A 22,413-nucleotide genomic window follows, 5' to 3' on the forward strand; every position below is an offset into this window, starting at 1 on the left:
CGCCACCATAAGTAGAATGAGTCCATGAAAGATCTAGAAAGCCTTAGCGCTACCCAAGCCATCAAAGCCCTCTCCAAGAGGGAAATTAAAGCCACTGATTTACTCCTATCCTGCCTAGACCGCATAGGGCAAAAAGAGAGCGTTGTTAAGGCTTGGGCAAGCCTGGGTAAGGAAAATGCCTTATCTCGCGCCAAACAACTTGATAAAGGCGCCTTTCAGGGTCTATTACATGGTCTCCCAATTGGGGTTAAAGATCTTTATGACACCTATGATTTACCGACCTCCTATGGCTCACCCATTTACGCCAACCACTATCCAGTCGCTGACGCTGTGGCGGTTGCCCTAATGCGACAGTCTGGCGCCATTATTTTAGGCAAAACCGTTACAACAGAATTTGCAACATTTAAGAGTGGATTAACAACAAATCCGCATAACCCAAAGCACACTCCCGGTGGTTCCTCTAGTGGCTCTGCTGCTGCAGTAGCCGATTTTATGATCCCACTGGCAACGGGTAGTCAAACTGCTGGGTCAATCATTCGCCCTGCTTCTTTTTGTGGTGTAGTGGGTTTTAAACCTAGTCACGGCAAAGTGAGTATTGCGGGAATTAAAAGTCTTTCTGTAACCCTGGATACTATGGGTTGCTTTGGTAGAACAGTAGAAGATGTGGGGCTTGGTGTAGCAGCCATGAGTGGCGATCATCAACTAGCAAAAATTGAAGTCCTGCATAACAAACCCCGCATCGCCATTTGCAAAACATCTAGCTGGCCGTTTGCACAAAAGGAAACTGCTACAGCGCTTGCAGTTGCCCGGCATGCTGCCGAGATGATTGCTAAAGGCGTCGTAATTGATCAGAAATTACCAAAAACGTGTGATGGCCTCACCCAAGCCCAAACTCGTATCATGATCTCTGAAATGTCACGCAGCCTTACTTTTGAACGAGTGCATTACGCTAAAAAGCTTAGCCCACAACTTCTGAAGCAACTTAGTGAAGGCGCTGAAATTAGCTACGAGCAATATGTAAAAGATTTGAGCCTTGCGGATAGATCAAGGGCGGCCATGGAAGACTTATTTAATAATGAAGTGGATATCTTGATAGCCCCAAGTGCAAATGGCGAAGCGCCCAACATTAAAGATGGTACTGGAGATCCTCTTTTTTCTAGAGCTTGGACTCTTCTAGGTTTGCCCTGCATCAATATCAATGTAAGCAGTGGCCCCAATGGATTGCCAGTAGGAGTTCAGCTCATTGCAGGCCCAGGTAAAGATCATTTCTTATTGAGTGCTGCCCGGGCATTTACATTGGCATTACCTGACCCCACCCTGCGAGATCAGGCTTAGCCAAGCCCTTAATCAAGAGTAATGTTTGCCGCTTTAATTGCTTTAGCCCAGAAAGGAAGTTCTTTCTTAACTAGCGCATCAGTTTGGTTTGGTCCCAAGTAACGAAGTTCAACACCAGCGGCATCGGCACGCTCTTTAATTTCAGGCAATGCCAAGCTCTGCTTTACAGAATTAGTAAGCTTGGTAACCACTGCTGCAGGTGTTCCTGCAGGCGCATAAAGGGCCACCCATGATTCCAACTGAAATGATGGTAGACCAGCTTCAGCGGTAGTTGGTACGTTTGGCATACCAGGGTGACGATTTTTGCCGGTCACAGCAAGCCCCTTGAGTTTTCCACTTTGGACGTGTTGCATGACTGAGGGTGGCGTACTAATAAATACCTGTACCTGCCCCGCCAAAACGTCCTGAATGGCTGGACCAGATCCCTTGTATGGAACATGCACCATATCCACACCAGTAGTTTGCTTGAAGATCTCAGTACCAATATGCGACACAGAACCATTGCCTTGTGAGGCGTAATTTAATTTACCTGGATTAGCTTTTGCGTACGCAATAAATTCCTTCAAATTATTTACCGGAACTGAAGGGTGCACTGCAATGACATTGGTTGAAACAGTCAGTAAGGCAATTGGAGAAAAATCTTTAATGGGATCCCACGGAAGCTTATCGAATAAAGCGGGATTACCAACGTGATAACCAGAATAGGAAATCAATAAGGTGTAGCCATCGGGTTTTGCTTTGGCAACATACTGATAGGCGGTATTGCCACTTGCTCCCGGCTTGTTGTCAACAATCACCGGTTGACCGATCACACGCGTCAACGGCTCACTTAATAGACGTGCCGAAGTATCAACCAGCCCACCAGGTGGATTGGGGACTACTAAAGTAATTGGACGATCCGGAAAGGATTGGGCCATAACTAGGCATGAAATCCCAAACCCCAAAATTACAAGCGCACTGCGTATCACCGAATATTTTTTCATTAGCGCTCCCCCAACATATGATTTTTTAATGTTTATCGCTGCCCTACTTTTACATCACCAAATACAGCCTGGGCTTCTCGAGGTAAACAACGCCAATAACGCTCATTTGCAGTAACTGTGCCACCTAGAGCTGCTGCAGCTTCCCAACCCCAGCGAGGCTTGTATAGGAATGCTCTAGCCAAAGCGATGAGATCCGCATCACCCGCCTGCAAAATGTCTTCGGCTTGCTGTGGCTCGGTAATGAGTCCAACAGTCATAGTTGGCAAACCAGATTGATCTTTAACTATCTTTGCAAAAGGCACTTGGTAATTTGGACCAATTGCAATCTTTTGTTTTGGCGAAATGCCACCAGAAGAAATGTGTACGAAATCACAACCCAAAGGTTTGAGTTGTCTTGCAAAATTCGCTGTTTCTTCCGGAGTCCAGCCACCCTCTATCCAGTCGCTAGCTGAAATGCGTATGCCAAGAACTCCTTGATATGCGGCTCTTACGGCAGCAAATAACTCTAATGGAAAGCGAATGCGGTTTTCAAATGAGCCGCCGTATTCATCCGTGCGTTGATTGGCGATAGGAGATAAAAATTGATGCAACAAGTATCCATGGGCACCATGGAGTTCAATCCCATCAATTCCAATACGATCTGCACGTTTTGCTGATGCTACAAAATCATCAATCAACTTTTTTAATTCAACCTTACTCAATTCATGGGGTAAACGCTCTCCATCTAACTGGGGGATTGCTGAGGGCGCTAGAGTTTCCCATCCACCCTGATCCGTTGGGAGCAATTGTCCGCCGTTCCAGGGGGTTGCACTGGATGCTTTGCGACCTGCATGCGCTAACTGAATAAAAACAGGTACGGCAGGAGCCAACCCGCGCGCTCGACTTAATTTGTCTTTCAAAGCTGCTTCAGTGCGATCATCCCAGAGCCCAAGACAAGCAGGCGTAATTCTGGCCTCCGGACTTACCCCTGTAGCCTCAATAATGAAGAGTGCTGCGCCACTATTCAGCAAATTACCCCAGTGCATGAGGTGCCAGTCAGTTGCCTCGCCGTTATTGGCCGAATACTGGCACATCGGGGCAACCACAATGCGATTTGCCAGCTCTAGAGGTCCCCGCGGGGAATTGAGGGTATAGCTCGAAAATAAAAGACTCATAAAATGCCTTGAAAAATCCAAAAATAGGTCAAAAATACGAAAATTGCTGTTAAGCGCTAGAATACTTAAAAAGCAGAATAAACGAGACAGCGAAGTCGTGCAGGCTCTTTAGCCAAGCGGCTTTTTTACCCAAAACCTGAAAAATACTCACCACAAGAGATTATGAACGCACCTCAAGCCTTTGAATCAAAAGAAGATATTGGCCACTTTGTTGGCGGCAAGGTAGTTAACCCTAAAGATGGTCGCTTTGCCGATGTTTACAACCCAACCAAGGGAATAGTAGCGCGCCGTGTTGCGCTTGCTAGCCGCAAAGAGGTTGATGAAGTTGTAGCCAATGCCCAAACAGCATTTACGTCATGGAGTCAAACCTCCCCATTACGCCGTGCACGCATCATGTTCAAATATCTTGAATTGTTAAACGCTCATCGCGATGAATTGGCTGCCATCATTACAGCAGAACATGGCAAGGTATTTACCGATGCCCAGGGAGAAGTAACACGCGGTATTGAGATTGTGGAATTTGCTACAGGCATTCCTGAGCTACTCAAAGGCGACTACACGGAGCAAGTATCTACCGGGATCGATAACTGGGTTATGCGTCAGCCTTTAGGTGTAGTTGCTGGCATCACCCCATTTAACTTCCCAGTCATGGTGCCAATGTGGATGTTCCCAGTGGCAATAGCTTGTGGGAATACTTTCATTCTCAAGCCTAGCCCTACTGATCCTTCTGCTTCACTGTTCATGGCTAAGCTCCTCAAGGAAGCTGGCCTACCTGACGGCGTATTCAACGTTGTTCAAGGCGATAAAGAAGCGGTTGATGCCTTAATAGAAAATCCAGATGTTAAAGCGGTCAGTTTTGTGGGCTCCACTCCAATTGCCAATTACATCTATGAGCGCTGCTCGCACTTTGGCAAGCGCTCCCAAGCTTTAGGCGGCGCGAAGAACCACATGGTGATCATGCCTGACGCTGATATTGATAAAGCAATTGATGCCCTGGTTGGTGCTGCTTACGGCTCCGCTGGCGAACGCTGTATGGCCATTTCTGTAGCGGTATTGGTTGGTGATGTGGCAGAGAAGATCATGCCAAAGCTGATTGAGCGCACCAAGACTCTAAAAGTTAAAAACGGCATGGAACTTGATGCTGAAATGGGACCAATCGTTACTAAAGCAGCTCTAGAGCGCATTACCGGCTATATTGAGGCTGGCGTAGCTTCGGGAGCAAAACTCCTTGTTGATGGCCGCGGACTCAAAGTTCCTGGCAACGAGAGCGGATTCTTTATCGGCGGTACATTGTTTGACAATGTCACCCCAGACATGAAGATTTACTTAGAAGAAATCTTTGGACCAGTTTTGTCCTGCTTGCGTGTTGCCAACTTTACAGATGCGCTTAACTTAGTTAACTCTTGCGAATTTGGCAATGGTGTTGCCTGCTTCACAAGCGATGGCAATATTGCCCGTGAATTTGCTCGTCGTGTACAAGTAGGCATGGTTGGTATTAACGTACCAATTCCAGTACCTATGGCATGGCATGGCTTTGGTGGTTGGAAAAAGTCGATCTTTGGCGATATGCATGCATACGGCAAAGAAGGCGTACGTTTCTACACCAAGCAAAAGAGTGTGATGCAACGCTGGCCCGAGAGTATTGCTAAAGGTGCAGAGTTTGTAATGCCTACCTCTAAGTAATACCAGGAAGTGATTAGCAAAAAAGCGATCTTCGGATCGCTTTTTTATTTGCCAGGATGAAGTAAAAAATTACTGTAGCGTATTTTTAAGAGCGGGAATCATTGGCATCGAGAGGACATCGATGCCCTCTTCTCGTAAGGCTTCAGCCTCATCGAAAGTAGTTTGGCCACGAATACTTCTCTCAGGAGTTTCTTTGTAGTGAATCTTTCTGGCCTCATCAGCAAAAGAATTGCCAACATCCTCAGATCGGCCCATTAGCTCACGCATACCTTTCAAAAAGGCGGCCTGTACTTGAGCCTCGAGATGAGAATGGTCGCTTCCAGTCAAAGCAACAACGCCCCCACTCATACTTTCAGGTTCAGCTTTAGATAAAGCTAACTCAGTAGAGCTTGATTTACCAATATGGGGGGCTGAAGGCATGCGGGTGATTTCTGTGCTGTCGCATACTGGACAAGCAAGCATCCCCTTGTCCTGCTGAGCAAGGCAATCTTCTTCTGAAGCAAACCATCCTTCAAAGCGATGGTCTAGGGGGCAGGCTAAGTTATAAACTTTCATAAAACGTATATAAGGGCAAAAACGATAAATTCAATACCCTATTTTAATCGGGTTTGAATGCGCCCTATTCGATTGGATGCGGTTTTACTAAGCCCCTACGATAGCGATCAAGCCAATAGGTGGCTATCGTGGTTTTGACGTCCGTAATCTCGCCATCCTCAACCCAAGAAATCAATAGCTCCAATGGAGCAGCAAATACATCCAAAAACTCTTCATCATCAAGATGGCTTTTACCGGGGATCAGCTCCTCTGCCAGATAGATATCAATGAACTCTGTTGAATACGAAATCACGGGATGAATACGGCGAATGAAACTCCATTTTTTTGCTGTATATCCCGTTTCTTCTTCGAGCTCACGTTTCGCGCATACTAAATGATCCTCTTTAGGGTCTAGTTTTCCTGCAGGAATTTCAATACAGGCTTTTGCAATCGGATAGCGATACTGACGCTCGAGCAACACACGACCATCATCTAGGATCGCAACAATGGCTACCGCACCCGGATGGGTTAAATATTCGCGTATCGCCTCTTCACCATCAGGCAATGAGACTGTATCTCGCTTCATCTTTAAAAAGATGCCGCCGTAAATATCTTCGCCAGATAAACGCTCTTCACGTAAATGATTATCACCAGTCGGTAGATCTTCAAATGATTTTTCAGTCATAGGTCTTAGCACGTATTCCGTCTGTTATTGATTAAACCAGCTTAGCTAAATTGAATGTCATTTTGATGGCACCTGAAATGATAAAGGCCCCTTACGGAGCCTTTAGATAGATGTTAATTCCTTCTAAGACCCCAGCAAGGTACGGCGCATTGCATCTAAACAAAGACTCATTAGACCCGCAGGAACAATGCCGATAACCAAAACCAAAATGCTATTAAGACTCAAGAGCCCTTTAGCAAAGCCTGAACCAGAAACTGTGATCTCGTGCTCAGGTTCATCAAAATACATCACCTTGACTACGCGCAAGTAATAGAAGGCACCCACTAAAGAAGCCATTACAGCGATGACTGCCAAGAAGGTATGCTCAGCATCCACTAGCGCTTCTAGAACGCCCAATTTAGCTGCAAAACCAACTGTAGGCGGAATCCCTGCTAAAGAGAACATCATAACCAGACCAATAAAGGCAAACCACGGATGCTTCTTATTGAGCCCCTTTAATCCATCCAAGGTTTCGCAGTCATAACCTTTGCGCGACAAAGCCATCAATAAGCCGAAAGTGCCAAGGGTTGTCAACACATAGGTAATGGCGTAGAACATTGCTGCACTAAATGCGTGATCATCAAAAACAGACAACATGCCCAAGAGAACAAAGCCCATTTGCGCAATGGCAGAATAAGCCAGCATGCGCTTGATGTTGGTTTGCGCAATTGCAGTCACGTTACCTACAACTAGTGATAGAACTGCGAGCAAAACCAGCATTGGCTGCCAATCGCCCAATAAAGGCAATAAGGTATTTACCAATAAGCGAAATAACAATGCAAATGCAGCTAATTTTGGAGCTGCAGCAATCATTAAGGTCACAGCAGTTGGCGCACCTTGATAGACGTCCGGTACCCACATATGAAATGGCACCACACCCAACTTGAAGGCTAAACCGGCAACAATAAATACCAAGCCAAACGCCATCACCAAATGGTTTACACGAGGGTCAGCAACGGTTTTAAAGATTTCAATAAGGTCAAGTGATCCGGTGACACCGTAGAGCATCGACATGCCATAAAGTAAGAAACCGGATGCTAATGCACCCAAGATAAAGTACTTAATACCGGCTTCCACACTCTTTTCGCTGCTGTGACGCATTGCAACCAATGCGTATGTAGGCAAAGCCATCAACTCCAAGCCTAGGTATAGAGTTAACAGATTTGCACCAGAGATCAATACAAACTGGCCAAGCAAAGCAAGCAGAGCTAAGACAATGAAATCCGGACGGAACAAGGCGCGATCCATCAAATATTGCTTAGAATAAATCAAGCTCACCAAAACAGCGATGCAAGAACATGCCTTGAGTAAGTTAGAAAATGGGTCAGACTGAAATAGCCCATTCATTGCTACAAGCGCTGGATCGCCCATGCGTCCAATGAAAGCAAAAATGAGATACGCCAATAAGATCAGCGAGAAAAAGTACACGAAGCCAACTCCACGCGGAGTATGAAAGATGTCTTGCTCAACACCAGGGGTAGATGCCACTCTTTCGCGAACATAAACGCTAGCAACCAATAACAAACAGGTTGCTACGAGTAAAACAAGTTCCGGCAGGATGGCGTAAAGGTCGAATGCTTGCATTTGTACTTACTCAGAGTTTGCTGACAGCAACATGCTGCAACAGATTAATTACAGCTGGATGAATGATGTCGGTAAATGGTTTTGGATAGACACCCATACCAATTACACAGATAGATAAAACTGCCATCAAGAAATATTCACGACCGTTCAAATCCTTTAACTCTTCAACGTGGGCATTGTTAACGGTACCGAAAAATACACGTTTCACCATCCACAAGGAATAAGCGGCGCCTAAGATCAATGCTGTAGCAGCTAGGATACCGATGACAAAGTCATAGTCAACAGCAGCTAAGATCACCATGAATTCACCAACAAACCCAGAGGTAGCAGGTAAACCGCAGTTGGCCATCGCCATTAATACGGCAAACGCAGTAAATGCAGGCATGCGATGCACTACGCCACCGTAATCAGCGATCTGTCGGGTATGCATACGGTCGTAAAGTACGCCAATGGACAAGAACATCGCACCGGCAACAAAGCCGTGTGAAATCATCTGCACAATACCGCCCTCAATACCCAGCGGACTAAAGAGGAAGAAGCCTAAGGTTACAAAGCCCATGTGAGCAACTGAAGAATAGGCAACCAGTTTTTTCATGTCTTTTTGAACAAGAGCAATTGCACCTACATAGATCACCGCAACCAAAGATAAGAAGATTACAAAAGGGCCTAAGTATTGGCTCGCATCTGGCGCGATTGGCAAAGAGAAGCGCAGAAATCCATAGGCACCAAGCTTCAACATAATTGCAGCCAAAACCACTGAGCCACCTGTTGGCGCTTCAACGTGGACATCTGGTAGCCAAGTATGTAATGGCCACATTGGAACCTTGACAGCAAACGCCATAAAGAATGCTGCAAACAATAGGATCTGCTCGACAATATCTAATCGGGCATTTTGCCAAGCCAAAATATCGAATGTATTAGTCACGTTGTACAAATACAGCATGGCAATCAAAGTAAGCAAAGAGCCAAGCAAGGTATACAAGAAGAACTTAAATGCCGCATAAATACGGTTGTGGCCGCCCCATACACCAATGATGATGTACATCGGAATTAATGTCGCCTCAAAGAACATATAGAAAAGCAATGCGTCAAGAGCGCAAAATACGCCGATCATTAGTCCAGACAGGATCATGAACGAGGCCATGTATTGCGAAACCTTAGTTTGAATCACTTCCCATGCTGCAATCACCACAATGACGTTGATGAATGCAGTAAGTACGATGAACCAAACAGAAATGCCGTCAATGCCTAGGTAATAGTTAATATCGTAACGTGGAATCCAGCTGATCTTTTCAACGAACTGCATTCCAGAATTAGCGATATCAAAATTAATCAACAATGGAAGCGTTTCAATAAAGCTAAGCACAGCTCCGATCAGGGTCAACCAGCGTACACCGGCAGTTGATCTTTCAGACCCATAAAACAAAATAATGAGTCCAAAGACAATCGGGGTCCAAATGGCGTAAGAAAGAATCATAGTGGCTACTTAAGTAACAAAGGCCTAGCGAACAAAAGGCAGGTAAGCATACAAAACCCAAGCTAACAATACAGCTAGGCCCGCAATCATTGCGAAGGCATAGTGGTAGAGATAGCCGGATTGCAAATGACGAATTACTCCGGCAAAGCGCCCTACTGCATGGGCACTACCATTAACAAAGAAACCATCGATGATCTTTTGATCGCCACGATGCCATAAGAAACTGCCTATCCAAATAAGGCCTTTAGCAAACACGGCTTGGTTAATTTCATCGAGGTAATACTTGTTATCAAATAATTTCTTAATTGGTGCAAATGTTTCGGCAACTTTGGCTGGTAGCTTAGGGGCCCAGAGATAACCAATCGCAGCAGTCAACACACCAAGCACTACCAGCAATAAAACTGGTGAAGTGAATGCATGAATTGCCATTGCAACTGGACCATGGAACTCATCTTCCAATTCTTTCATCACCGGATGGCGTGCTAAGTCAATAAAGATGGAGTCGCCAAAGTAAGTTCCGAATAACAGCGGTGAGATTGTGTAGAAGCCAATGATCACGGATGGAATTGCCAGAAGGATCAATGGCAAAGTGACAACGAACGGGGATTCATGGGGCTTTTGACCTGGAGCTAAACCATGATGCGCATGATCGTCACCCTGCTCCGCATGATCATGATGATGGTTGTGGGCATGTGAATCCTCATGACCCCAGCGTGCTTTACCGTGGAATACATAGAAATACAAACGGAATGAGTACAGGGCAGTCACGAATACGCTAGCCATGACTGCAAAGTAGGCAAAGCCTGAACCAGGGATATGACTTGCAGCTACCGCCTCAATAATGGAGTCTTTTGAATAGAAGCCTGAGAAGAATGGAGTTCCCACCAGAGCCAGATTGCCTAACAACATCATCAAGCAAGTAATTGGCATATATTTCCAGAGACCGCCCATCTTGCGCATATCTTGTTCGTGATGCATACCAAGAATCACGCTACCTGCTGCAAGAAATAACAATGCCTTAAAGAAAGCGTGAGTCATCAAATGGAAGATGGCTACCGGATATGCAGAAACACCCAATGCGACTGTCATGTAACCCAACTGAGACAAAGTTGAATACGCAACAACGCGCTTGATATCGTTTTGCACAATACCGAGGAAGCCCATAAAGAGCGCTGTGATTGAACCAATCACCAAGATAAAGCTCAGCGCGACATCTGAAAGCTCAAACAGTGGTGACATGCGTGACACCATGAAAATACCAGCAGTAACCATGGTTGCAGCATGAATCAATGCAGAGATTGGTGTTGGACCCTCCATCGAATCTGGTAGCCAAACGTGTAATGGGAATTGAGCTGACTTACCCATTGCACCAATAAATAAACAGATGCAGGTAACGGTCATCAAATTCCAGCTAGTACCAGGTAATGTCTGGGCTGCTAGAGCGGAATTCTGAGAGAAGATCACGTCATATTGCATCGAGCCAGTACTGGCCAACAGAATGCCGATGCCCAAGATGAAGCCAAAGTCACCGACTCGGTTAACTAAGAAAGCCTTCATATTGGCAAACACTGCAGACTGGCGTTCAAAGTAGAAACCAATCAATAAATAAGAAACCACACCCACAGCTTCCCATCCAAAGAAGAGTTGCAATAAGTTATTACTCATCACCAACATCAACATAGCAAAGGTGAATAAAGAAATATAGGAGAAGAAGCGGTTGTAACCTTCTTCACCGTGCATATAGCCAATGGTGTAGATGTGGACCATCAATGACACAAAGGTCACGACGCACATCATAGTTGCCGTTAAAGGGTCAATCAGGAAGCCAATATCTAAATTGAGTTCGCCCAATTGCATCCAATGGTAAACAGTTCCATTGAAATAGAAGCCATCCATCACTTGAACTAATACATTGCAGGAAAGAACGAATGCAATGGTTACGCCCAAAATAGTCACAAACTGACTGGCCCCATGACCAATGCGATTGCCGCCTAATTTGGTGCCAAAGAAACCAGCGATGATAGATCCGACTAATGGCGCCAAAGGAATAGCGCAAAGTACAGGTATGTTTAAGGTCAATTGCATGACTAGCCTTTTAGGTGGTCAAGATCATCGGCATTAATCGTGTCAACCTTACGGAAGAGCACAACCAAAATTGCCAGGCCGATAGCTGCCTCAGCAGCTGCCACAGTCAAAATAAAGAATACGAATACTTGACCAGCCATATCACCCAAATAATGGGAGAAAGCCACAAAGTTCATGTTCACCGAGAGAAGCATCAACTCAATTGCCATCAGCAAAACGATGACATTCTTGCGGTTTAAGAAAATTCCGATAACGCTAGTTGCAAATAAGATCGCACCCAACACTAAATAATGAGCGAGAGTGATATTCATTTCTTCCCCCCTCTTGTATCTTGCTTTGCAGCCATGTCTGAACCCATTTTCACAATGCGCATGCGATCTGCTGCAACGACATTGACTTGCTCGTGAATATTCTGCGATTTAGAGTCTTTGCGATTACGCAATGTCAATGCAACTGCGGCAATAATCGCCACTAGTAAGATCACACCAGCAACTTCAAAGGCGTATACATAATCGACAAAGATCAACATACCCAAAGCTTGGGTATTGTTTGCCATCAACTCTTCTGGCATGAGCTGCACTGGCACATCAGTTCCAATAAAGCTACGAATGATCACAATTGATAACTCAAGAACAATGACGGCACCCATCAAGAAGGCAAACGGTAGAAACTTTTTAAAATCGCGACGTAAATGCTCAATATCTAAGTCCAGCATCATCACCACGAAGAGGAACAAGACCATCACTGCGCCAACATAGACCAAAATGAGAGCCAAGCTTAAGAACTCTGCCTTGAGCAACATCCAAAGACCTGACGCGCAAAAGAAAGCCAATACCAAGAATAGTGCTGCATGCACTGGGTTACGAGCCGTGATCACACGAAGCCCAGAAATCACCAATAAGCCTGCAAACCCATAAAAGAACATGGCAAATAAAGTAGATGGATCGAATGTCATATTAGTTAAGCTCGATTCGATTAACGGTAAGGTGCATCAGCTGCACGGTTAGCGGCGATATCTTTTTCGTATTTATCGCCCACAGCTAAAAGCATGTCTTTAGTGAAATACAAGTCACCGCGCTTATCGCCGAAATACTCAAAAATATTTGTTTCAACAATGGCGTCTACTGGGCAAGCCTCTTCACAGAAACCACAAAAGATACATTTAGTCAGGTCAATGTCATAACGGCTGGTACGACGAGTGCCATCATCACGCTCAGCAGTTTCAATGGTGATGGCATAAGCCGGACAAACTGCTTCACATAACTTGCAGCCAATACAGCGCTCTTCACCATTTTCATAGCGACGAAGTGCGTGCAAACCACGGAAGCGACTAGATAACGGCGTCTTCTCTTCGGGGTATTGAACGGTAATTTTTGGCTTAAAGAGATAGCGACCGGTAATAGACATGCCGACCAAGATATCTCTTAGCAGCAAGCTATCGAGGAATTGGGAAATTTTCTTAAACATGATTTATCAACTTATTTCCAAATATTCCATGGAGAGACAACCCACGCGCCGATAACAACCACCCAAAATACTGATATGGGGATAAATATTTTCCAACCCAAACGCATAATTTGGTCATAGCGATAGCGCGGTAATGTAGCGCGCAACCAAATAACGCAGGATAGGAGGAAGAATGTTTTACCAAATAACCAGAAGAACCCTGGAATATCACGCAAGATTGGCAAGTCAACAATCGGCAACCAACCTCCTAAGAACATGATGGATGCAACAGCTGCAATCAAAATCATGTTGGCATATTCAGCCAAGAAGAACATGGCAAAAGACATACCTGAATACTCAACCATGTGTCCAGCTACGATTTCAGATTCACCCTCAACCACGTCAAATGGATGGCGGTTTGTTTCAGCAACGCCAGAGATAAAGTAAATCAAGAACATTGGTAATAAAGGTAACCAATTCCACGAGAGGAAATTAAGGCCCATGCTGGCAAAGTAACCCTGCTCTTGTGAAGTAACAATGGCACTTAAATTTAATGAACCCGAGGTAAGCAAGACGGTAACCAATGCAAAACCCATTGCAATCTCATAGGAGATCATTTGGGCTGAAGCGCGCATTGCACCGAGGAATGGATATTTAGAGTTAGAAGACCAACCAGCCAAGATAACCCCATAAACACCAATAGAAGAAATAGCCATGATGTACAGCAAGCCTGCGTTTACATCAGCTAAAACCATCTTTGCCTGAAATGGAATCACAGCCCAAGCAGCAAATGCAGGCATGATCACCATGATTGGTGCAATGAAGTACAAAACCTTACTAGCTTGAGCAGGTGCAATGATCTCTTTCATCAAGAGCTTTAATGCGTCAGCAATTGGCTGCAATAAACCCAGTGGACCTACGCGATTTGGGCCAAGACGAATATGCATCCAGCCAATCAACTTTCTTTCCCAAAGGGTTAGATAGGCAACGCAACCAAACATCGGCAATACGATGATCACAATACGAATCAATGTCCAAACCAAGGGCCACAATGAGCCAAAAATAGCCTCGCCTTGAGTAGTTATGAGGTTCAAGAAATTATCCATCTCGTCCCTTATGCCTTACTAATAGTTACTGGACCAAACATCGATCCCAATTTGGCACTTGCCATGGTGCCAGCAGAAATTCTGACAGCTCCAGGCGCTAAATTAACCTCTAATGTTGCCGGCATATCAACCGAATGAGAATCTTGGCTAACACGCACTGCATCACCCTCTTTGAGGCCCAATTCAACGAAAGTGATTTTATTTAAGCCTACCTGATTGCCACGCTTAGCATCACGCGTTAACTGCAAAGCTGAAGAACGCCGTACGATTTGGTCGCCAGCATAAATGTTGACATCAGCCAAACGCTCGAGACCATTGAAAGGAGCTAGATTTCCATTGGCAATCGAAGAGCTTGTAGCTTTGTTATTTAAGCGATTGCAATAACCATCGTCCAATGCTTCTCCTAGCGCTTCCTCAGGAGCATTAAACAAGAAACCGTCTAAACCTAAGAGCCCACCCAATACACGCAATACTTTCCATGCTGGACGTGAATCACCTAAAGGTTTTACTGAAGGCTGGACTGTTTGAACCCTTCCCTCTAAATTCACAAAGGTAGAGACTGTTTCTGAAAACACTGAAGTAGGCAGAATGACATCGGCTACCTCCATCAAGTCAGCACTCTTATAAGCGCTCAAAGCAATAACGGTATTAGCCTTTGCCAAAGCCGCACGAGCAGTTGCTGGATTTGGCAAATCTGAATCTGGCTCGATATTCATCAAGATCACTGCGCGACGTTCGCCAGATAAGACTGACTCAACACCCACGCCGTTAGCATTCACTAAAGATGCGCCAACGGCATTGCCACCAACTGGCAAGAAGCCTAAGGTAGCACTAGTCTGATCAGCAATAAATTGCGCCATGACGTGCAAGTCAGAAGCGTGGTGATGCGCAATAGCAGCAGAACCAAGCAATATAGCCTTTGACTCACCGGAGAGCAAGCTATCGGCAATCTTCTGCGCCGCAGGAGAAATGGTTAGATTAAATGTGCCAACTGGCGCTGTTACTGATTTTGCTTTTGCAACAGCAAGTGCAACTTCACTCAATGCATTCAACCATGCGCTTGGAGCCACTGAAATACCGCTACTTGGAATAAACCAGTCATCACCACCCGCATCGATACGTAATACTTGTAAGGCGCGTTTGCTGGCAGTACGAATACGAGCAGCCAATACAGGCTGGTCTTTGCGCAAGAAACTACCAATAACTAATACACGATCCAATTCATTGATCTTGGCGATTGGCATACCCAACCATGGCGCTGCTGCAGCATTTTTTACATCAGTTTGGCGCAATCGAGTTTCCATTTGATTGGAGCCAAGGCCACGCACTAACTTTTGCAAGAGGTGCAATTCCTCAGTAGAAGATATTGGGTGGGCTAAAGCACCAATCGACTCAGGACCACTTTCTGCTGAAATTGTTTTCAGAGAATGAGCAACATAATCTAAAGCTGACTGCCAATCTGTTTCTAACCACTGGCCGCCCTGCTTCACCATTGGTGTGGTTACACGGTCAGAACTATTTAAACCTTCGTAAGAGAAGCGATCACGATCGCTAATCCAGCATTCATTAATAGCTTCGTTTTCTAGAGCAACTACACGCATGACTTTATTAGCTTTAGTCTGAACTGTAGTGTTGGCACCTAAGCTATCGTGCGGACTAACTGAACGCTTACGTCCGAGTTCCCATGTACGCGCTGCATAACGGAATGGCTTGCTGGTTAAAGCGCCAACTGGACACAAATCAATCATGTTTCCAGACAGCTCTGAATCTACCGTCTGACCAACGAAGGTGGTAATCTCAGAATGCTCACCGCGGTTGACCATACCTAACTCCATAACGCCGGCAACTTCTTGGCCGAAGCGTACACAACGAGTGCAATGGATGCAACGTGTCATCTCTTGCATGGAGATCAATGGGCCAACATTTTTATGGAAGACAACACGCTTCTCTTCATCGTAGCGTGAGTTTGATTTTCCGTAACCAACCGCTAAGTCTTGTAATTGACACTCGCCACCCTGATCGCAAATTGGGCAATCTAATGGATGGTTAATGAGCAAGAATTCCATGACAGAACGCTGAGCCTCAACCGCTTTTGCAGAATGCGTAAACACCTTCATGCCTTGAGTCACTGGAGTCGCACACGCAGGTAATGGCTTAGGCGCCTTCTCCACTTCTACTAGACACATGCGGCAGTTAGCAGCAATCGATAACTTCTTGTGATAGCAGAAGTGAGGAACGTAGGTGCCGAGCTTGTTCGCGGCGTGCATCACCATCGAACCTTGCGGAACTTCTACAGTCTTACCATCTAATTCGATTTCTACCATGCTCACTTTTAGATATCCCGTGCTCTAAATCTTTATAAAGGTTGTGCAGAATCTAAGCAGCGCTTATGTTCTACGTGATACGCAAATTCATCCATATAATGTTTCAACATGCCACGTACCGGCATTGCTGCTGCATCACCTAAAGCGCAAATCGTACGACCTTGAATATTGGCAGCTACGTCATTCAGCAAATCCAAGTCCTCTGGACGTCCTTCACCATGTTCAATGCGATGAACAATGCGCCATAACCAACCAGTACCTTCACGACATGGGGTGCATTGACCGCATGATTCTTCGTGGTAGAAGTAAGACAAACGCTCCAAGGCACGGACCATACAACGGGTTTCGTTCATCACGATCACAGCGCCAGATCCCAACATTGATCCTGCTTTTGCAATACTGTCGTAGTCCATAGTCAGATCCATCATCTGCGCACCAGGAACAACTGGCGCAGAAGATCCTCCAGGAATCACAGCCTTCAAAGCTTTGCCATCACGCATACCGCCAGCAAGCTTTAAGAGCTCTGAAAATGGAGTACCCAACGGAATTTCATAGTTGCCTGGATGAACCACGTCACCCGATACCGAGAATATTTTGGTTCCACCATTATTGGGTTTTCCAAGCTCTAAATAGGCTGGACCGCCAATGGCCAAAATAAATGGCACAGCAGCAAATGTCTCAGTGTTATTAATGGTTGTTGGCTTGCCATACAAACCAAAACTTGCCGGGAATGGTGGCTTAAAGCGTGGCTGCCCTTTCTTACCTTCTAAAGATTCAAGCAGGGCCGTTTCTTCACCACAAATATAAGCACCCCAACCTGGGGATGCGTGTAACTGGAAGGAAAAATCGCTTCCTAAAATTTTGTCACCCAGATATCCTGCTGCTCGTGCTTCTTCAAGCGCCTCTTCAAAGCGAGAATACACATCCCAGATTTCACCGTGGATGTAGTTGTAGCCAACTGTGATACCCATTGTGTAAGCGCCGATGATCATGCCTTCAATCAAAGCGTGTGGGTTATAGCGCATGATGTCACGGTCTTTAAAAGTACCGGGTTCACCTTCATCACTATTACAAACTAAATATTTTTGTCCCGGGAATTGACGGGGCATAAAGCTCCACTTCAAACCCGTTGGAAAGCCTGCGCCTCCACGACCACGTAATGAAGAAGCTTTTAATTCAGCGATGATGGCATCAGGAGAAACTTTGTCATTAATTAAACGACGTAATTGTTGATAGCCACCACGACTTTCGTAATCTTTTAAACGCCAGTTATCACCATTTAATCCAGCGAGGATTAAAGGCTTGATATGGCGATCGTGCAAGCTGGTCATACTGCTTTCCCTTCTGCACGTAACTCACTCAATAAAGCATCAATCTTTTCTTTGCTCATAAAACTGCACATGCGCTTGTCATTCACCAACATCACTGGTGAATCACCACAGGCACCCATGCACTCACCCTCTTTCAAGGTAAAAGTTCCGCATGGGGTAGTTTCGTTGTAGCCAATACCTAAAGTCTCCTTAAGGTATGTTGCTGCAGTTTCACCATGGGTTAATTGGCATGGCAAATTAGTGCAAATCACCAATTTGTACTTACCAATTTTTTTGGTGTTGTACATGTTGTAGAAAGTTGCGACTTCATCAACAGCAATGCTTGGCATTTCTAAAATCTGGGCAACCGTTTCAATAACTTCAGGAGAAACCCAGCCCACCTCAGTTTGAGCAGCAATCAAACAAGCCATCACAGCGGATTGCTTATGCTCAGCAGGATACTTAGCGATATTGCGATGAATATCAGCTAGTGTTTTATCGGATAGTTGCAGAGTCGTAGTCATTAAATATTCCTTGGCACGCCTATTAGCGGTCAATCTCCCCGAACACAATATCTTGGGTACCAATAATGGTTACTGCATCAGCCAACATGTGACCACGTGACATCTCGTCCATTGCCGACAAGTGCACAAATCCTGGCGCACGAATCTTCATGCGATAGGGTTTATTTGCACCATCAGAAATTAAGTAAATACCAAATTCACCTTTAGGATGCTCAACAGCTGAGTAAGCCTCGCCATCAGGAACGTGAATACCCTCGGTGAATAGTTTGAAATGGTGAATGAGCTCTTCCATATTGGTTTTCATATCCACACGCTTTGGTGGGGAAACCTTATGGTTGTCGCTCATCACAGGACCTGGATTAGCCTTTAACCAAGCTACGCACTGTTTGATGATGCGATTAGATTGACGCATTTCTTCCATGCGCACTAAATAACGATCATAAGAATCGCCATTCACGCCCACTGGAATATCAAAATCTAAACGGTCATAGACTTCATATGGCTGCTTCTTACGCAAATCCCACTCGATACCTGAACCACGAAGCATTGGACCTGTGAAGCCGAGCTGCAATGCGCGCTCAGGAGTCACTATACCGATATTCACTAAACGTTGCTTCCAAATACGGTTATCAGTTAAGAGGTTGCAATACTCGTCAACATTGGCATCAAACCCATTGGTAAATTGCTCGATGAAATCAAGTAATGTGCCACTACGATTTTCATTCAAACGCTTGATAGCAGATGCACTGCGAATCTTGTTCTTGGTGTACTGAGCCATTTGATCAGGCAAGTCACGATAAACGCCACCTGGACGATAGTAAGCGGCATGCATACGTGCACCAGATACCGCCTCATACATATCAAAGATATCTTCGCGATCCCGGAAAGCGTACAAGAAGACAGCCATTGCACCAACGTCCAGACCATGACAGCCAATCCAAAGCAAGTGATTCAGCAAACGAGTGAGCTCGTCATACATCACGCGGATATATTGAGCACGCAACGGAACATCAACTTGCAGTAATTTTTCAATGGCCATGACATAGGCATGCTCATTGGACATCATGGAAACATAATCTAAACGATCCATGTAGGGGACGTTTTGAATCCAAGTACGTGTTTCAGCTAATTTTTCTGTCGCGCGATGTAATAAACCGATATGCGGGTCAGCACGCTGGATCACTTCACCATCGAGCTCAAGCACTAGACGTAATACGCCATGCGCAGCAGGATGCTGAGGACCGAAATTGAGGGTGTAGTTCTTAATTTGTGCCATAACTTAAACCGGGCCTCCGTACTGCTCTTCACGAACAATGCGTGGAGTAATTTCTCGTGCCTCAATCGTGACCGGTTGATAGACAACACGTTTTAACTCTGGGTCATAACGCATTTCCACATTACCGCTGATTGGGAAATCTTTTCTAAATGGATGACCAATGAAGCCATAGTCAGTCAGAATGCGGCGCAAGTCTTCGTGACCGTCAAATAGGATACCGTAGAGATCGAAGGCTTCACGCTCAAACCAATTGGCCGCAGCCCAAACTGGTGTAATTGAGGCTACTAATGGGTAGCTATCATCGGGCGCAAAAACACGAACACGTAAACGCCAGTTGTGTTGCAAAGAAAGTAGATGGCTTACAACACCAAAGCGCAGACCGCTCCATGCTCCATCACGGAAATCTTGATAGTCAACACCACATAGATCAATCAATTGCTCAAAAGCAAGCGAAGGATCATCACGCAACAACATGGCAGATTCAAAATAAGTGTCCGAATTAACAACTACAGTCACCTCACCTAATGCAATCTCAATAGATTTAGCGCGCTTACCTAAAACTTTTTCTAAGTTTGCTGCTAATTGAATTAAACGATCTGACATAACTTAAGCCTTCCGCGCAATCGTGCTCGTACGAGCAATCTTAGATTGCAGCTGAATAATTCCGTAGATCAGCGCCTCTGCTGTTGGAGGGCAACCAGGTACATAAATATCCACCGGAACAATGCGGTCGCAACCGCGAACTACTGAATAAGAGTTATGGTAATAACCGCCGCCATTGGCGCAGGAACCCATAGAGATTACCCAGCGTGGTTCTGGCATTTGGTCATAAACCTTGCGGAGTGCTGGAGCCATCTTGTTGCACAAAGTGCCGGCAACAATCATCAAATCAGATTGACGTGGAGATGGACGAAATACGACGCCAAATCGATCCAAGTCATAACGGGAGGCACCCGCATGCATCATCTCTACCGCACAACAAGCCAGACCAAAGGTCATAGGCCATAAGGAGCCGTTACGCGTCCAGTTAATCAACTGGTCCGCAGTGGTAGTTACAAAACCTTCTTTAAGTACGCCTTCTAATGCCATATCTATCACTCCCAGTCGAGAGCGCCCTTTTTCCAGATATATACAAATCCCACAATGAATTCCAAGAGGAAAATCACCATAGAGGCGTAGCCAAGCCATCCAATGTCACGTAGCGCTACACCCCATGGAAATAGGAATGCAGTTTCTAAGTCAAACAGGATGAAGAGAATGGCGATTAAGTAGTAACGCACGTCAAACTTCATACGCGCATCTTCGAATGCTTCAAAACCGCACTCATACGGAGAGAGTTTTTCAGCGTCAGGCTTCGAAGGAGCCAAGATTTTTCCGAGGAACATGGGGACTAATCCCACCCCAATACCTACGAGGATAAAAAGCAGAACAGGAAAGTAATTAGCGAGATTCAAAATAGCCCTGATTCGTTTGTCTGGTAATTCCTAAAAACAACAAATTATTACTTATTCCACTACATAAGACATTGATTTGGAGCAAAAAACGCTCATCAATACCCTTTTTGGTGCCGACGGCGAGACTCGAACTCGCACAGCCTAAGCCACTACCCCCTCAAGATAGCGTGTCTACCAATTTCACCACGTCGGCATCTTGCAAAACTCATCAATTCTACTGCATTGCACAAGTGCACTACCCCAAATTCTGGGCTAGAAAATCTGTAAAAGCCTACTGTTTTACTTAGGAACTGCTGGTTTACTTGGGTCCTGTGTTGGGGCTACTGGAGCGGCTGGCATTGCTGCCGGGGCTACGGTTCCGGAGAGAACACCAGGACTTATTTCCTTCTTGTTACCAATCCAAGTAATTCCTAAAGTACAAAGGAAGAAAACTGCTGCAAAAACAGCCGTTGTATGGGACAAGAAATTAGCGGATCCGCTAGCACCAAAGAGGCTGCCAGAAGAGCCTGAGCCAAAGGCTGCACCCATATCGGCACCCTTACCTTGCTGTAATAGCACCAATAGAATGACAGCCAAAGCTGAAATTACCTGCAATACGATCAATAAAGTCTTAAACCATTCCACAGCTTATCTCCAAATAAAAAATCTATGCCTGACAAATAGCTAGAAAGTCCTGGGGATTCAAGGATGCTCCCCCAACCAATCCACCATCTATATCTGGCATGGCAAATAATTCAACAGCATTGTCAGGCTTGACACTGCCGCCGTACAAAATTCCAACGTGAGATGCAACATCCTCATTAAATTCAGCCAATTGCAGACGAATAGCACGATGCATATCTTGTGCAACTTGAGCGCTGGCAACTTTGCCTGTACCGATCGCCCACACTGGCTCATAAGCGATTAAGCAGTCAGCAAGACGATCTTGTAAAACACCCGCCTGCTTTGCAACTTGAGCACAAACAATCTCTTCCGCCCTACCCGAATTTCTTTCATCAGCAGTCTCACCCACACAAATCACTGGAGTCATACCATTGTCCAATACCTCGAGGGCTTTAGCAGCAACGACCTCATCAACCTCTTGGTGCATTTGACGGCGCTCAGAGTGCCCAACGATGACATAAGTACAACCAAGTTCTTTGAGCATTGAGGCCGCAACCTCACCGGTATAAGCGCCCGAACTATGGGCTGATGCGTCTTGTGCGCCTAGATTCAAAAAAGCCAATGAATGCTCTTTAATCAACTGTGCACATTGGGATAAATACGGAAATGGCGGGCAGACCGCATATTTACGTCCAGATGGCATTCCACTCTCCATGCCACGAGCAACGGTCTTGATCCAATCTTGATTGCTCGCAAGACTGCCATTCATTTTCCAATTGCCGATAACGATGAGTGGTCGCATAGGGGTAAT

Annotated in this window: 22 protein-coding genes and 1 tRNA gene; 2 read left to right on the plus strand and 21 right to left on the minus strand. The window is 45.4% G+C overall.

The window, feature by feature from the left end; genetic code table 11:
- Positions 1–24 precede the first annotated feature (24 nt).
- The gene (locus VC182_RS04170) at positions 25–1,335 is read left to right on the plus strand and encodes an amidase (protein ID WP_323484590.1); all 1,311 of its coding nucleotides are present in this window, start codon (positions 25–27) and stop codon (positions 1,333–1,335) included.
- Positions 1,336–1,343: 8 nt separating this feature from the next.
- Here VC182_RS04170 and VC182_RS04175 read toward each other — a convergent pair whose 3' ends face one another.
- A complete protein-coding gene (locus VC182_RS04175; protein WP_072582475.1) occupies positions 1,344–2,318 on the minus strand; it encodes a Bug family tripartite tricarboxylate transporter substrate binding protein in 975 nt (324 codons plus the stop codon).
- Positions 2,319–2,350: 32 nt separating this feature from the next.
- Positions 2,351–3,472, minus strand: coding sequence for an NADH:flavin oxidoreductase/NADH oxidase (locus tag VC182_RS04180; RefSeq protein ID WP_323484591.1), 1,122 nt, complete (start codon positions 3,470–3,472; stop codon positions 2,351–2,353).
- A 162-nt stretch (positions 3,473–3,634) separates the two neighbouring features.
- Between VC182_RS04180 and VC182_RS04185 the strand changes: the two genes are divergently transcribed.
- Complete coding sequence (locus VC182_RS04185; RefSeq protein ID WP_323484592.1) at positions 3,635–5,155, plus strand: CoA-acylating methylmalonate-semialdehyde dehydrogenase; 1,521 nt, start codon at positions 3,635–3,637, stop codon at positions 5,153–5,155.
- Between the two features lie 69 nt (positions 5,156–5,224).
- On the opposite strand, the gene VC182_RS04190 is transcribed toward VC182_RS04185, so the two are convergent.
- From VC182_RS04190 to tpiA, 19 genes are all read right to left on the minus strand, one after another.
- A complete protein-coding gene (locus VC182_RS04190) occupies positions 5,225–5,710 on the minus strand; it encodes a DUF1178 family protein (protein WP_072582477.1) in 486 nt (161 codons plus the stop codon).
- 64 nt (positions 5,711–5,774) lie between these two features.
- Entirely contained in the window at positions 5,775–6,374 is a 600-nt protein-coding gene (locus VC182_RS04195) for an NUDIX hydrolase (RefSeq protein ID WP_323484593.1), read from the minus strand.
- 123 nt (positions 6,375–6,497) lie between these two features.
- Positions 6,498–7,997: an NADH-quinone oxidoreductase subunit NuoN gene (gene nuoN, locus VC182_RS04200; RefSeq protein WP_216156001.1), complete on the minus strand. Its 1,500-nt coding sequence runs from the start codon at positions 7,995–7,997 to the stop codon at positions 6,498–6,500.
- Between the two features lie 10 nt (positions 7,998–8,007).
- Positions 8,008–9,474 carry an NADH-quinone oxidoreductase subunit M gene (locus VC182_RS04205; protein WP_323484594.1) on the minus strand — a complete coding sequence of 489 codons (1,467 nt, stop codon included), beginning with the start codon at positions 9,472–9,474 and terminating at the stop codon, positions 8,008–8,010.
- A gap of 24 nt (positions 9,475–9,498) precedes the next feature.
- A complete protein-coding gene (gene nuoL / locus VC182_RS04210; RefSeq protein WP_323483484.1) occupies positions 9,499–11,559 on the minus strand; it encodes an NADH-quinone oxidoreductase subunit L in 2,061 nt (686 codons plus the stop codon).
- A gap of 2 nt (positions 11,560–11,561) precedes the next feature.
- Positions 11,562–11,870: an NADH-quinone oxidoreductase subunit NuoK gene (gene nuoK / locus VC182_RS04215; protein ID WP_072582482.1), complete on the minus strand. Its 309-nt coding sequence runs from the start codon at positions 11,868–11,870 to the stop codon at positions 11,562–11,564.
- Positions 11,867–12,514: an NADH-quinone oxidoreductase subunit J gene (locus VC182_RS04220; RefSeq protein ID WP_323484595.1), complete on the minus strand. Its 648-nt coding sequence runs from the start codon at positions 12,512–12,514 to the stop codon at positions 11,867–11,869. Before VC182_RS04220 ends, nuoK begins: the two co-directional genes overlap by 4 nt.
- Before the next feature lie 20 nt (positions 12,515–12,534).
- The gene (gene nuoI / locus VC182_RS04225) at positions 12,535–13,026 is read right to left on the minus strand and encodes an NADH-quinone oxidoreductase subunit NuoI (protein ID WP_072582484.1); all 492 of its coding nucleotides are present in this window, start codon (positions 13,024–13,026) and stop codon (positions 12,535–12,537) included.
- A gap of 11 nt (positions 13,027–13,037) precedes the next feature.
- A complete protein-coding gene (gene nuoH / locus VC182_RS04230) occupies positions 13,038–14,111 on the minus strand; it encodes an NADH-quinone oxidoreductase subunit NuoH (protein ID WP_323484596.1) in 1,074 nt (357 codons plus the stop codon).
- Positions 14,112–14,119: 8 nt separating this feature from the next.
- Positions 14,120–16,435, minus strand: a complete 2,316-nt coding sequence (gene nuoG, locus VC182_RS04235) for an NADH-quinone oxidoreductase subunit NuoG (protein ID WP_323484597.1) — start codon at positions 16,433–16,435, stop codon at positions 14,120–14,122.
- A gap of 32 nt (positions 16,436–16,467) precedes the next feature.
- On the minus strand, positions 16,468–17,766 hold the full coding sequence (gene nuoF / locus VC182_RS04240; RefSeq protein ID WP_072582487.1) for an NADH-quinone oxidoreductase subunit NuoF: 1,299 nt from the start codon (positions 17,764–17,766) through the stop codon (positions 16,468–16,470).
- On the minus strand, positions 17,763–18,269 hold the full coding sequence (gene nuoE / locus VC182_RS04245) for an NADH-quinone oxidoreductase subunit NuoE (protein ID WP_323484598.1): 507 nt from the start codon (positions 18,267–18,269) through the stop codon (positions 17,763–17,765). Before nuoE ends, nuoF begins: the two co-directional genes overlap by 4 nt.
- A gap of 22 nt (positions 18,270–18,291) precedes the next feature.
- A complete protein-coding gene (locus VC182_RS04250) occupies positions 18,292–19,545 on the minus strand; it encodes an NADH-quinone oxidoreductase subunit D (RefSeq protein WP_072582489.1) in 1,254 nt (417 codons plus the stop codon).
- A 3-nt stretch (positions 19,546–19,548) separates the two neighbouring features.
- Positions 19,549–20,148 (minus strand): NADH-quinone oxidoreductase subunit C, encoded by a 600-nt coding sequence (locus tag VC182_RS04255; RefSeq protein WP_323484599.1) that lies wholly within the window; start codon positions 20,146–20,148, stop codon positions 19,549–19,551.
- A gap of 3 nt (positions 20,149–20,151) precedes the next feature.
- Positions 20,152–20,634: a NuoB/complex I 20 kDa subunit family protein gene (locus tag VC182_RS04260; RefSeq protein WP_011902891.1), complete on the minus strand. Its 483-nt coding sequence runs from the start codon at positions 20,632–20,634 to the stop codon at positions 20,152–20,154.
- 5 nt (positions 20,635–20,639) lie between these two features.
- Entirely contained in the window at positions 20,640–20,999 is a 360-nt protein-coding gene (locus tag VC182_RS04265; protein WP_012357790.1) for an NADH-quinone oxidoreductase subunit A, read from the minus strand.
- Positions 21,000–21,107: 108 nt separating this feature from the next.
- Positions 21,108–21,192 (minus strand) — tRNA-Leu (locus tag VC182_RS04270).
- 86 nt (positions 21,193–21,278) lie between these two features.
- Complete coding sequence (gene secG, locus VC182_RS04275) at positions 21,279–21,623, minus strand: preprotein translocase subunit SecG (protein ID WP_072582491.1); 345 nt, start codon at positions 21,621–21,623, stop codon at positions 21,279–21,281.
- A gap of 22 nt (positions 21,624–21,645) precedes the next feature.
- Positions 21,646–22,404, minus strand: a complete 759-nt coding sequence (gene tpiA / locus VC182_RS04280; RefSeq protein WP_216121126.1) for a triose-phosphate isomerase — start codon at positions 22,402–22,404, stop codon at positions 21,646–21,648.
- Positions 22,405–22,413 lie beyond the last annotated feature (9 nt).

The sequence above is a fragment of the Polynucleobacter sp. AP-Nickl1-40-C4 genome (genome assembly GCF_035012665.1).
GTDB lineage: Bacteria > Pseudomonadota > Gammaproteobacteria > Burkholderiales > Burkholderiaceae > Polynucleobacter.